This is a genomic window from Roseibium litorale (assembly GCF_014842915.1).
Classification (GTDB): Bacteria; Pseudomonadota; Alphaproteobacteria; order Rhizobiales; family Stappiaceae; genus Roseibium; species Roseibium litorale.
In genome coordinates this window covers 97,518-109,082 of the sequence record NZ_JACYXI010000013.1, presented here as the reverse complement: position 1 = coordinate 109,082, position 11,565 = coordinate 97,518, and the positions used below count along the sequence as shown (strand labels likewise).

Annotated in this window: 13 protein-coding genes; 10 read left to right on the top strand and 3 right to left on the bottom strand. The window is 61.1% G+C overall.

Annotation, left to right across the window (positions count from 1 at the left end; translation table 11 throughout):
- From IG616_RS18480 to IG616_RS18450, 7 genes are all read left to right on the top strand, one after another.
- Nucleotides 1–1,587, top strand: a complete 1,587-nt coding sequence (locus IG616_RS18480; protein ID WP_192149657.1) for a Na+/H+ antiporter subunit D — start codon at nt 1–3, stop codon at nt 1,585–1,587.
- Entirely contained in the window at nt 1,588–2,064 is a 477-nt protein-coding gene (locus IG616_RS18475; RefSeq protein ID WP_192149656.1) for a Na+/H+ antiporter subunit E, read from the top strand.
- On the top strand, nt 2,061–2,417 hold the full coding sequence (locus IG616_RS18470) for a cation:proton antiporter (protein WP_192149655.1): 357 nt from the start codon (nt 2,061–2,063) through the stop codon (nt 2,415–2,417). Before IG616_RS18475 ends, IG616_RS18470 begins: the two co-directional genes overlap by 4 nt.
- Complete coding sequence (gene mnhG / locus IG616_RS18465) at nt 2,414–2,758, top strand: monovalent cation/H(+) antiporter subunit G (protein ID WP_192149654.1); 345 nt, start codon at nt 2,414–2,416, stop codon at nt 2,756–2,758. Before IG616_RS18470 ends, mnhG begins: the two co-directional genes overlap by 4 nt.
- 342 nt (nt 2,759–3,100) lie before the next feature.
- Nucleotides 3,101–3,517, top strand: coding sequence for a Ros/MucR family transcriptional regulator (locus tag IG616_RS18460; RefSeq protein ID WP_192149653.1), 417 nt, complete (start codon nt 3,101–3,103; stop codon nt 3,515–3,517).
- Between the two features lie 388 nt (nt 3,518–3,905).
- A complete protein-coding gene (locus IG616_RS18455; RefSeq protein WP_209007739.1) occupies nt 3,906–4,319 on the top strand; it encodes a helix-turn-helix domain-containing protein in 414 nt (137 codons plus the stop codon).
- A complete protein-coding gene (locus tag IG616_RS18450; protein WP_192149652.1) occupies nt 4,319–5,128 on the top strand; it encodes a DUF6456 domain-containing protein in 810 nt (269 codons plus the stop codon). Before IG616_RS18455 ends, IG616_RS18450 begins: the two co-directional genes overlap by 1 nt.
- A 20-nt stretch (nt 5,129–5,148) precedes the next feature.
- On the opposite strand, the gene IG616_RS18445 is transcribed toward IG616_RS18450, so the two are convergent.
- Together IG616_RS18445 and IG616_RS18440 are read right to left on the bottom strand one after the other, a co-directional pair.
- Nucleotides 5,149–5,583, bottom strand: coding sequence for a SufE family protein (locus IG616_RS18445; protein ID WP_192149651.1), 435 nt, complete (start codon nt 5,581–5,583; stop codon nt 5,149–5,151).
- A gap of 387 nt (nt 5,584–5,970) precedes the next feature.
- Nucleotides 5,971–6,465 (bottom strand): DUF5330 domain-containing protein, encoded by a 495-nt coding sequence (locus IG616_RS18440; RefSeq protein ID WP_192149650.1) that lies wholly within the window; start codon nt 6,463–6,465, stop codon nt 5,971–5,973.
- A gap of 331 nt (nt 6,466–6,796) precedes the next feature.
- Here IG616_RS18440 and IG616_RS23385 point away from each other — a divergent pair, with 331 nt between their 5' ends.
- From IG616_RS23385 to IG616_RS18425, 3 genes are read left to right on the top strand one after another with little or no spacing between them, the layout of a single operon-like run.
- Nucleotides 6,797–8,602, top strand: coding sequence for an ATP-binding protein (locus tag IG616_RS23385; RefSeq protein ID WP_192149649.1), 1,806 nt, complete (start codon nt 6,797–6,799; stop codon nt 8,600–8,602).
- Nucleotides 8,603–8,616: 14 nt separating this feature from the next.
- A complete protein-coding gene (locus IG616_RS18430; RefSeq protein ID WP_192149648.1) occupies nt 8,617–9,423 on the top strand; it encodes a peptidoglycan-binding domain-containing protein in 807 nt (268 codons plus the stop codon).
- A 57-nt stretch (nt 9,424–9,480) separates the two neighbouring features.
- Complete coding sequence (locus IG616_RS18425) at nt 9,481–9,867, top strand: DUF1491 family protein (RefSeq protein ID WP_192149647.1); 387 nt, start codon at nt 9,481–9,483, stop codon at nt 9,865–9,867.
- A gap of 309 nt (nt 9,868–10,176) precedes the next feature.
- Here the strand turns inward: IG616_RS18425 and IG616_RS18420 are convergent, their stop codons facing one another.
- Nucleotides 10,177–11,244, bottom strand: a complete 1,068-nt coding sequence (locus IG616_RS18420) for a DUF2336 domain-containing protein (RefSeq protein WP_192149646.1) — start codon at nt 11,242–11,244, stop codon at nt 10,177–10,179.
- Nucleotides 11,245–11,565: the final 321 nt, after the last annotated feature.

The window sequence follows — 11,565 nt, the reverse complement described above, 5'->3', positions numbered from 1 at the left end:
ATGGCCGGTGTTTCTCTCAATCCCGAACTCGTGGCCCAGGCCATGAACACCACGCCCGTCACCCCGGGTGACTGGCTGGTGATCGCTCCGTCGATCCTGACGATCCTTGGCGGCACTTTGTGCCTGATGGCGCGCAAGAACACGGACCTGCAGCCGAAGATCGGCATCGGGTTCCTTGGGCTGCTTGTCCTTGCCAATGCCGCCTTGCTGGCGCGGGTGATCGACCGCGGCGTTCTGACCATGGTCATGGGCAACTGGCTGCCGCCCTTCGGCATCGCCTTCACGGTGGATGCGCTGGGGGCAGGGCTGTCTCTGGTGGCCTCCATCGTTGCGTTCTGCGCGGGCCTTTATGCCTCCGTCTCCGTGGACGGAACCGGGCGGCGTTATGGCTTCTATCCGTTCCTGCTCCTGATGATGACCGGTGTGTCCGGCGCATTCCTGACCGGCGATATCTTCAACCTCTATGTCTGGTTCGAAGTGCTGCTGATTTCGTCATACGGTCTCCTGGTGCTCGGCAATGACCGCGCCCAGCTGGATGGCACGGTGAAATACGGCATCTTGAACCTGCTCGGCACCAACCTGTTCCTGGTGGCAACCGCGCTGCTTTATGGCGTCTTCGGCACGTTGAACATGGCCGATCTCTCCCAGAAGATCGCAGCTCTCAGCGGTTCGGAGACGGGAACCCTGTCGACGATTGCTGCGCTGTATCTTCTGGCCTTCGCCATGAAGGCGGCAGCTTTCCCGGTCAACTTCTGGCTGCCAGCCTCCTATCACACCCCGAACATTGTCGTTTCGGCCGTTTTTGCGGGCCTTTTGACCAAGGTTGGCGTCTATGCGCTGATCCGCGTCTTCGTGCTGATCATGCCGGCGGCCCGCGCCGATCTGGGCGATCTCATCGCCCTGTTGGCCATCGCGACCATGATCACCGGCGCCATGGGCGCGCTGTCGCAAGGCGAAGTCCGGCGCAGCCTCGGTTATATGATCATCACCGGCATCGGCTCCATGCTTGGCGGCATTGCTGTCGGCACGACCCTGGCGATTTCCGGCGCAATCTTTTACGCGGTGCATTCGATCATCGTCATGACGGCGCTTTACATGGCCGCAGGCATCATGCGCCTGATGGGCGGCTCCTACCGGCTGCGCGAGCTTGGTGGCCTCTATGCGGCGAGCCCCGCCTTCGCGGCGGTCTTCTTGATCCTCGGCTTTGCCGTCTCCGGTCTGCCGCCATTCTCGGGCTTCTGGCCGAAGATCATGCTGCTGGACGCCATGCTCAGCTCTGGCCGGATCTGGGTCGCAACCGCGCTTCTTGTGTCCAGCTTCCTGACGACCATCGCCATCGGCCGCATCTGGATCTATTCCTTCTGGCGCGGCGGTCCGGAAGGGATTGCTGACGGGACGGCCATTGCCCTGATGCCGTCCGACAAGGCCTTGTCATCTCCGGCCCTGTGGCTGTCGCTGGGCATCCTGACAGCTCTGGTGATCTTTATCGGCCTGCAGCCGGAATGGATGCTGCAGCTGGTCAGCCGCGGCGCAAGCGGTGTTGTCGAGCCCATGGGCTATCTGCGCTCAGTCTTTGGAGGGGCCTAAATGTCCGGCTTGTTCCTGATCAACATTCTGATGGCCCTGTCCTGGGCCGCGGTCACCGGCAGTTTCTCCGTCGTCAATCTGGCGTTCGGTTTTGTGCTGTCGCTCGCGGCTCTGTTCCTGATCCGCGAGCAGGTGGGCACCACTGCCTCGTTCCAGCGTGCGGGCAAGGTTGTCAGCCTTGCAGCCCTCTTCGTCTACGAGCTGGTTCTGTCGGCCTGGCGCGTTGCGCGTATCGTGATCCGTCCAAAGATCGAGCTGCAGCCGGGCATCATTGCCTATCCCCTGACGGTTGAGAGCGACTTCGAGATCACCCTGCTTGCCAATCTGATCACCCTGACGCCGGGCACCTTGTCCGTGGATGTCTCCGAAGACCGGCAGACCCTCTACGTGCACTGCATCGACGTGCCGGATCCGCAGGGAACCATTGATGACATCAAGAACGGTTTTGAACGCAAGATCCTGGAGGTGTTCCGATGACAGCCTTTGAGGCCTTTGCGGGCACATTCCTGGATGCCTGTGTGCATATCGCTCTGGCGATCCTGACGGTCTCCTTCATCCTGATCGTCGTGCGCACCATCAAGGGGCCGACACTTCCGGACCGGATCGTCGCGCTCGACATGCTTGTCGCTGTCGGGATCGGCTTTATTGCCGCCATCGGGGTCCTGACCGATTACTACCTGTATCTGGATATTGCGATTACTCTGGGTCTGGTCGGTTTCCTGGCAACGGTGGCCTTTGCCCGTTTCGTCCTGAACCGCGGCCTTGCCGGGGACAAGACGATCTTGCAGGAAGTCAAGGAAAGCATTGAACGCAGAAAGGCCGGGCAATGAGCGCGTTTGTCGACATTATCGTGGGCCTGATGCTGATCACCGGCGCCCTTTTCTCTCTCGTTGCTTCTGTTGGTGTTCTGCGTCTGAAGGACGTCTACATGCGCATGCATGCGGCCTCCAAGGCCGGCACGCTCGGTTCTGGTGTCATGCTGCTCGCTCTGGCCGTCTATGCCGGTGAGCTCAGCGTTGTCACGCGTGCCATTGCGGGCGTGGTGTTCTTTCTACTGACTGCGCCGATTTCCGCGCATCTCCTGGCAAAAGCCGCCTATGCGGTCGGTTACCGTCCTTGCGCAGACACCAAAATCGACGAGCTCAAGACGGTGATGCGTCCTAAAAACTGATGGGACAAACCTTACCTGCAGGGCAGAATTTCCTGTAGGCCCCGCCTTGTTTTGAACGATTTTGGCCACAATTACTGATGAATTCATTGTTCTGAATTCCGCCCGAAAGCTGGAGTTATTAGAGTTTCTACAGGAAACTAAGATAACAGAAACGAATTCTTTGTTTTTAGGGGTTGTCGACCGTTTCGCGCAGGGATATAAGTTCGCCATCGTTTCCGTTAAGTAGAATCGCTTTTCCATTCGCGAGCGCCGAAGTAAACCTGACTGTGCTCCGGGTCCTTGAAGCCAATCTTCTCGCTTGATGGGAAAATATTTCGAAAATGGCTACAGAACGGGTGAAAAATGACTGATAGTCCGGTAGATGCAAACCTTATTGATCTGACAGCAGATATTGTTTCCGCTTATGTCAGCAACAACACCGTGGCATCTTCTGATCTGCCGAGCCTGATCAACGAAGTTTACGGTGCTCTGCAGCGCACGTCCGGTACGGTGAGCGAGCCTGAGCCGGAGCCGCTGAAGCCTGCCGTTCCAGTAAAGAAGTCCGTCATGCCGGACTACATTATCTGTCTTGAAGACGGTAAGAAGTTCAAGTCGCTGAAGCGCCATCTGCGCACGCACTACGACATGACCCCGGAAGAATACCGCGAGAAGTGGGATCTGGGCGCCGACTATCCGATGGTTGCTCCGAACTATGCTGCAGCCCGTTCGGAACTGGCCAAGAAGATGGGTCTCGGCCAGCAGCGCAAGCGGTCCCGCTAAGCGCAGCAGGCGCGGAGACAGATTTCCACAGTCTTTCGAAATGAAAGAAAGCCGTCCGGTTTCCGGGCGGCTTTTTTATTCTCCGCAGGGTTCCGGCCACGCGAAACCGCCTGATTTGTCAGGTTTTTCGCAGGCGCGAAAACTTGTCCCTCAGCGCAGGTTGAGGAGGGCCGTGCGCACAATCAGATTCGGTTTCGGCGGCTGATTGAAAAATACAATTAAATTCAATTACTTAATTTATATTCGATGTACTTTATCACAAAGCGAGGATCGCACGGTTTTAAGGTTGCTAGGAAACTTATCCCTAACCATGAATTGCATTGCTACACTTGTAGGAAAATAAGCCTAGGTCGGGAAGGCTTGGATCCTGCGGGAGTGGAGGGGTGCAATGGCAGTAATGCGGCCTTTTGAAACGCGGCAGCCTATTGGGGGGTACGAGCGGAAATCATTTATCTGGCTGATCCGGCGCAATCGCATTCAGGCGCATCTGCATCTGGCCGAAGGCTATGCCGCCCGCGCCTATTGCATCATGCCGGAGGAACTCTACCGCAACACCCGGGGCAAGATGCATGTGTGCGAGGCGCGGCAACTCGTCATGTATATCGCCCATGTGGTGCTTGAGCTGTCTCGCTCGGAGGTGGCGCGCCGCTACAACCGGGACCGCTCAACCGTCGCGCACGCCTGCCGGACGATTGAAGAGCGCCGTGAAGATCCGGAATTCGACAGGCTCGTCAAATCCATCGAGGGCCTTGTGACGCTTGAAGACGATCCGGCAATCGGACATTTGGGAGGACTGGTGTGATGGTGGAAAAAGACACGGCAGCTGACGGTCTTCCGGGCAGGGAATTGGTCCGTCTCCTGAAGGTGCTAGCCTCGCCAGGGGGCGAAATCCGGCGCGACAGCGACACGGGAGAGACATGGCTTTGCGCGCCAAACCGGGCGCCGCGGCCTGTTGGCGAAGGCCTCTTGCGGTCCCTGACCTCGCGCGGGGTCCTTTCGGGCCGGGAAGACGGGCGCTTCTGCTTGTCGGGTACGGGGCGTCAAACCTTGCGCCGCTTGTTGAGCGGTGGCGGTTTTCAGGACCAGCACCGGGAAATGGCAGTTGAACCGCGCCCGTCGCCCTCAGGAGAAGGGGAGGCCATGGTAGGCATTAATCTCTCTGAGAGCCCGCTTGCCTGGCTGGCCAAGCGGCGGGATAGAAGCGGCAAGGCCTTGCTGGACAGGGCTCAGGTCGAAGCGGGCGAACGGCTGCGCGCCGACTATAGCTTTGCGCGCCTTATGCCCGCCATGGCCGGAGGATGGCGCGTGGAAGCGCCTCTGGGGCAAAGAGGGGCAGGGGGCGGTTCAGGTGCGGATATGACCGACGACGTTCTTGCTGCCCAGAAGCGGGTGGAGCGGGTGCTGGGCTCCCTTCAGCCGGTGCTGGCGGGCCTCCTGATCGACGTTTGCTGCCACCTCAAGGGGCTCGAAACCGTCGAGGCTGAACGCGGATGGCCAGCCCGCTCGGCCAAGGTCGTTCTGCAGATCGCTTTGGATGGATTGGCAGACCGCTATGGCTATAGGGTAACCGCACCGGACCGCTCAAGAAGGATAGTGGCCGAGCGGCATTGATCTGGTGAAGGCAACTGCTGTCAGACGGCTTCGGCGAGCACCCGTTCGGCATCGGCGCGGATGCGGCCGACCATGGACTTCAGGCCGTTGGAGCGCTGCGGCGTCAGATGCTCCTTGAGGCCGAGACGGTTGAACAGGGCGTCCACATCCGTCTCAAGCACATCAGCGGCGGTCTTGCCGGAATAAAGAGCCAGCACGATTGCGACCAGCCCCTGAACGATAAGCGCGTCGCTATCCCCGCGGAAGGTAAGGACGGGTCTGCCTTCGCTGTCCTTGCTCGTTTCCGTCACCAGCCAGACCTGCGAAACGCAGCCGCGCACCTTGTTGGCCTCGGTCTTCTCGGCTTCCGGCAGGCCGGGCAGCTCTTTGCCAAGATCGATCAGATACTTGTACCGGTCTTCCCAATCGTCGAGGAAGTCGAAGCTTTCGAGAATATCGTCCAGAGAAGTCGTCATGATCTGCGGCAGGCCCTGCGTGCGAACGGAGAATTGGGGGCGCTCCGGCAAGCCGCGGGCACCAAGTCTTTGCCTGATATAGACCCGGAGGGCGCTTCTGAAAACCGGAAGCCCGGAAAAACCCGGGAAAGTTTTTGTTCTTGCCTTTAAGGCGTGCGGTCTTCCGGCCAGGACGGGGACACTGCCGGGCGGGCCACTGAAAAGGCGCCGCAGATGGAATGGGCAGCATACCATCTGCGGCGTGCGGCAAGATCCGCTTCAGTGAGGCCGTCAAAACCGTTGCAGCGCAGGATCCTGGATCCGTTGCCGGTTCGGCAGGCGGTGGCGCAAACAACCGTTTTTCGAGAGGAGCGCCTGCTGCTCCCTAAAAACGGCCCCTCAAGGCTTTTAGCCTGCGCGAGGGTTGGGCCGGGGCAGCGGCCCAATTGGAGTTTCGGTCCGGACTTTCGCCGACTTGGCTGCTTTCCAGGGCAAGGTGAGATCCTGCTCAGTCAAGGTGCCGCCTTTGGGCGCAGCTTCCTTGGAGCCGTGAACCTCGATCACCTGTTCCGGAATAGAGCCGGTGACAAGGCCTGGCTGGTCGGAGAAGCCCTGACCGGTTCCGGACTTTTCGTCAGCGACTTGCGTGTCCAGGTATTCATAGACGATGCGGGCACCATCCCGGGCGCGGGCACCTATTGCAGAGATGGCCTCGCTGCCGGTTTCACACGCCGCTGGGTTGCGGTCGCAGAAGCCGCTGAGGTCAGATACGGCGGCTTGCGCAGCGAAATACGCGGCAACCGGATCAATTGATTTCGTTTCACTGTCGCTTCCTCCCGATCCAATCGGGATCAAGGCCAGTACCAGCGTCAGCCAGAACGCGGTCCTCAAGAGAAAGAACATGATGCTACCCTTAGAGTTCAGACTTTCGGCAGCGAAGTCCGCCACACCGGCGTCTGCGCTTTTCGTTATGAGGCCACATTAGCACCCACATCCGAAAGCCGGGTTGCATCCCATCGTGCGATTTTCATCAAATGAAACATGTATTTGAGCCAGTTTTTAGGCGAATTTGATTCAAATTTTACCGATTGGCCCGCAAGCCTCTGACAAGACTTCTTTTTTGCCTTCCTGGAAGCTCAAATCCCTATCCTTTATCGTTCCTTAAGTGGTCGGCGGCAAAAATGTTTCCACCAACTGGTTCTGTTGCCCGCGTTTTTGGGCTTGGTAGAGTAGCGTGCGTAACCACATTTCGACGTTTTCGGGTCTGACCGATTCCCTGGCCGTCTGGCTGGAGGCCTGGGTGCATCCGGCTGTGGCCGATGACCCCATTGCCTTGCCGCGCCATCGCTCGTTTTTGGCTGGATGTCTGGCGTCGGGCTCAATGGCTCTTCTGGTTCTCCCGCTTTATCTGGCGTTTTTCGGTGCCACCAACCTTCCGGCAGCGCTCGCGCTCGCCTGGATGCTGGCCCAGCTTCCGCTGGCTCTCTACCTGAGCCAGACCGGTGACCTCGTGCGGGCACATGCCGGGTCCGCCACGGTTTTCGCCTGTTTCCTGACCGGCATCTGCCTGATGACCGGGGGCGTTCATTCCTTTGCTCTTATCTGGCTGACCATTGTCCCCCTGGAAGCGGCCCTGTCGGGGGCGCGCAAGGTGATTGCCGGGGCAACAGCGGGATGTGCGGCAATCGTGCTGGCCCTGGCTGTTTTCCCCTCAGCGGATGCGGCTTATGAAGTGGCTGGCGGCAGCGGGCTGTTGATCTCGGCCATCGCCGCCTGTCTTTACATGAGCATTCTTGCATTCCGTCTGGCGGCTGATCAGGCGCGGTCACGTAGGCTTCTGGAGCAGACGGCGGCCCGTCAGCGCCTGTTCAACGGCACGATTGGCAGCGTCACCTGCACACTTTCCGACGATGGAACGACGGATGTGATCGGTGGCTCGCTTGAAAAGCTCCTGGATCTGAACCCGCGCCTTGCCCGTGGCGACTGGCTGTTCCAGCGGCTCCATGTCATGGACCGCCCGCTCTATCTGACAGGACTGTCCAATGTGCGCGAGACCGGCAAGGAGTGCCGTGTCGAGCTCCGGCTGCGCTACGGGGCCGCCCAGCCGGGCGAGGCGGGCCTTGCGGATTATGTCTGGACTGCCTTGACCATCCGCCCTGCCAATGGGCCGGATCTGGCTGAGGGGACCTTGTGCCTGACGCTTGAGGACATCACCGGCAGCCGGGCCCGCGACGAGGAACTGCAGCTGGCCTTCCGCAATGCGCAGGAAGCCAGTCTTCAGAAGACCCGGTTCATCGCCAGCGCCAGCCATGAGCTGCGCACCCCGCTCAACGCCATCATCGGCTTTTCCAGCATGCTGCGGAACGGTTCCGCCGAAGGCAGCAGTGGCCCGGCCGGGCGCGAATACGCCGACCTCATTCACCGCTCAAGCTTGCATCTCCTGCAGGTGGTGGACGAAATCCTCGACAGCTCACGGCTGGAAACCGGTTCGGTCAAGCTGGCCATCGAACCGGTGGATCTCGCCGATCTTGTACAGAGCTGCGCGGCCATGCTGAAACCGGAAGCCGAGGCAAATGGCGTTTTGCTGGTTCTGCCCTCCCTGGACGGTCTGCCGGCACTTGCCGCCGACAAGCGCGCCCTGCGGCAGATCCTGATCAATCTGGTCAGCAACGGCATCAAGTTTTCGCCCGAGGGCGGCAAGGTGGCGCTCGGCATCCGCCGGGAGGGCGCACTGGTGGTGCTGAGTGTGAGTGATGAGGGCGAGGGGATCGCCCGCGATCAGATCGAGCGGATTGGCCAGCCCTTCGCGCGCCTTGAGGGGCGCAACGCGGCCAGCACGCCCGGCTGCGGCCTTGGTCTTTCCATAGTCAAGGGTCTGGCCGCCCTTCATGGCGGCAGCCTGAAAGTGGAGAGCCGCCCAGGCAAGGGAACCCTTGCAGAAGTCTATCTGCCTGCGGCGAGCCGGAAAACCGGCAGCCGCGGGAATGGCCCAATCGAACAAGCCGGAGACAATCCGGCGGTAAAACGGAAAAGCGCATAACGGAGGCGCGGTGCATGAGCCGGAAACGGCGGCAGGAACAAGTGCGGGAGCCGGAAGGCTTGATGTCGCGGGCTGGCAGCCTGGCGCGGGACAATCCCGTGGCAGCTGGCGGGGCTGCCGTCATGGCCTTGACCGGGTGCCTGATCATTGCCAACGCGGTCGGCTTGCAGACCGGGCGTCATCCCGCTCCGCTGTACGCCACCCGCGAACGTCCCGTGATAATCGAGCCTCAGGACCGCAGAACGGCCGAGACGCCTGAGGTTTCGAGCCTTGTGCTTGAGCTGCAGAATGCCTTGCGCCGTGTCGGCATCTACGAGGGGCCGCTGGACGGCATCAATGGGCCTGCGACGGAGCGGGCCATCCGTCATTACGAGCGCCTTCAGGGCAAACCGGAAACCGGCCAGCCCAGCGAAGGGCTTCTGGCGCTGATCGTTCTGCAGGGCACGATCCCTGCTCCCATCGCAGGCGGGCCCGTTCCGGTGCCCAAACCCGCGGAGGAGGACACCTATGTGCCTCCCGTCCGGGTGACCGCCAGCGTTCCGGCCCCTGTGTCCTCTCCGTCTGCAAACACCGCACCTGTTCCGCCGGCGCCAGTGCCAGTGCTGAATGTGCCGCCGGAAAACCGGCGTCTGGCAAAGATCCAGGAACTTCTGTCAGATCTCGGTTATGGTCCCTTGCGGGCTGATGGCGTGATGGGAGAAAACACGTCCAGCGCCATCAGGCGCTTCGAGCTGGACCGTGGCCTGCCAATTACCGGAAATCCGTCCGACGCAGTTGTGGCCCGGCTGGAACTGGTCAGCGGCGCCACCATCCCCCAGTAAGGATCAGGCTCGGCTTTTCCGCCTGGCGGACCGGTTTGGGCCATCTGGAGTGCAGCCATGCGCGTGACATCGGACTTCTTCGTTTCGGCCTTTGTCCGGAAAGCCTTTGCCACTGGCGGCTTTGCCTCGGTCTCGCGCAAGGGCGCGGCGGAAGCCGGGGCGGTCTTCATCTCCGTCGACCGGATGGACGGCACGCTGGATCTCTATGGTCCCGCGCCCCAGGCCATGTTCATGGACCAGCCCCAGGGGCGCCTGTTCGAGAAAGTCCTCTCCAGCGTGGACCAGGAAGCCGTCACGGCACGGTTGGCGCGCGAGGCGCGTATGGACCCGGATTACTGGCTGGTGGAAGTGGAAGCGCGGGACGGCGCGGTGGACCTGCCGCTTGCCGAAGAGGACAGCCCGGCTCCCGGCGGAGAAGACCCGAACGCTTTTTTCAAGTTTTGAGCAGTTCACAGCGATATTTTTTATCCTGATTTCCGCCCAAGGCCGTATTGGGACGAAACCGTCGCGGCAGACACCCGTCTCCCCCCTTGCGGGGGAGATGTAAGCGATAGCTGACAGAGGGGGGACGTTACCGCATATTCAGCAGAAGTCGCAGTTTTTGGTGAGGCTTATACCCCCCTCTGCCCCCATTCGGGGGCATCTCCCCCGCAAGGGGGGAGACGGGAGCCAGCGGAAACGCCACGCCTCAAAAACCACTTCCCTCGCTGCGCTGAAAATCTCAATCAGCACGCACTGGCACTTTGCGGCCACTCATCCGATCCGGAGCAAGCGCTCGATGTCGTCGAGATCCTGCCAGATCGTGTCGCCGGTGACAGGGCGGCTGCCGCGGGCGGGCTTGGTTTCCTGATACTGTGACTGGTGCGGGCCAGCTTTCCGCGCGCCCGGTTCTTCTGCGGCGCGCCACTGATTGACCAGCGCGACCGCAGCTCCCTCGCTCAGGCTGTCATAAAGCGCGGAAAGCCCCCGGATTTCAAGGAAGCCGAGATGCTTGCCAAGAAGCCGGACGAACATACGTTCCGCGCTGATCTGCGGGATCCCCAGGGCCTTCAGGCAGACGGCGAGGGCCTCGCCGCTGTTGTCACCGGCGATCTTTGACGTGGCGGCCAGGGCCAGGCCTGTGGCATCGGACAGACGGTTGGAAAAGGCCTCTGGCGTGCCGGAGAGGGCCGTCTTTTCCAGCTCAATCAGCACCTCTTGCCGGATCTGCGGGCGGGGCGGCTTGCGGCCGCCGTTGCGGGCGAGCGCGACGAGGGCGGTCAGCTCGGCGGAGGCCAGCGCTTCCATGCGCAGGTCTGAGGCAAGGGACAGGAAGCTGCCCATCATCTGCCGCGAGGTGAGAACGCCTCTGGCAGCCAGCTGGCTGCCTATGGCGGGCAGGATCTCGTGACGGGTGCACAGAAGGTGGACGGTTTCCTCGTCCAGAATGAAATCCGGATGGTGCAGCAGCTCGCGCACCGCATCGACGCCGCCATGTTCGGCGATGGCGTCCAGAATCTCCAGCGTCACGTCCGTGCGGCCAAGGATCGCCCGGCGCAGGCTGTCCGGACCACCAACGGCCTGTTTCAGCAAAATATCGTGATCCACATGGAGCGCGTTGCGCAGCACCGGATAGGCCGTCGTTGCATCCTCGTCGACGGCAAGCCGGGCCAACACGTCCTGCGGAGCATCCGGATGGCGGACCAGCTGAAAGGCGATCTGACGCCGGTCCTCTGTGCTGACACGGTCGAGCGAACTGACGGCCAGTTCCCGGTAGAGGGCCTTTTCGTGCGGATCGTGGCTCTGCCGGCTGACATAGAGATCGGTCGCACTGCGTAGCACGCCGCCCTCAACAGCGGTGTGAGCGGGGCGGTCAACTGGAGCATGTGCGGAGCCGGCTGCCGGTGTTCCGGCAGTTTGCTGTCCTGCCGCGGGGGCGGGGGCACTTTTCCCGAAGGGGCGCCGGGGCACCGGCGGACTGGAAAAACTCATCTGGGTCGAGGCTCTCGCTAAAACGCAAAACAAACAGCAGAGCAGGCGTTTGAGCGCCTAATGCATAAAATAGGCTGTAAACCGTTAGCATCCTGTTAACCCTGAAGGCGCCTAATCGATTTCAGGAAGTATTGCGTCACCTGTTGGACTGAAACCGCCCCTGGCGGTGCA

What these genes read in the sequence shown, in the direction of transcription:
- mnhG (WP_192149654.1), top strand. Translation starts at nt 2,414, where the DNA reads ATGAGCGCGTTTGTCGACATTATCGTGGGCCTGATGCTGATCACCGGC.
- IG616_RS18425 (WP_192149647.1), top strand. Translation starts at nt 9,481, where the DNA reads ATGCGCGTGACATCGGACTTCTTCGTTTCGGCCTTTGTCCGGAAAGCC.
- IG616_RS18430 (WP_192149648.1), top strand. Translation starts at nt 8,617, where the DNA reads ATGAGCCGGAAACGGCGGCAGGAACAAGTGCGGGAGCCGGAAGGCTTG.
- IG616_RS18470 (WP_192149655.1), top strand. Translation starts at nt 2,061, where the DNA reads ATGACAGCCTTTGAGGCCTTTGCGGGCACATTCCTGGATGCCTGTGTG.
- IG616_RS18445 (WP_192149651.1), bottom strand. Translation starts at nt 5,583, where the DNA reads ATGACGACTTCTCTGGACGATATTCTCGAAAGCTTCGACTTCCTCGAC.
- IG616_RS18440 (WP_192149650.1), bottom strand. Translation starts at nt 6,465, where the DNA reads ATGTTCTTTCTCTTGAGGACCGCGTTCTGGCTGACGCTGGTACTGGCC.
- IG616_RS18460 (WP_192149653.1), top strand. Translation starts at nt 3,101, where the DNA reads ATGACTGATAGTCCGGTAGATGCAAACCTTATTGATCTGACAGCAGAT.
- IG616_RS18450 (WP_192149652.1), top strand. Translation starts at nt 4,319, where the DNA reads ATGGTGGAAAAAGACACGGCAGCTGACGGTCTTCCGGGCAGGGAATTG.
- IG616_RS18455 (WP_209007739.1), top strand. Translation starts at nt 3,906, where the DNA reads ATGGCAGTAATGCGGCCTTTTGAAACGCGGCAGCCTATTGGGGGGTAC.
- IG616_RS18480 (WP_192149657.1), top strand. Translation starts at nt 1, where the DNA reads ATGGCCGGTGTTTCTCTCAATCCCGAACTCGTGGCCCAGGCCATGAAC.
- IG616_RS18475 (WP_192149656.1), top strand. Translation starts at nt 1,588, where the DNA reads ATGTCCGGCTTGTTCCTGATCAACATTCTGATGGCCCTGTCCTGGGCC.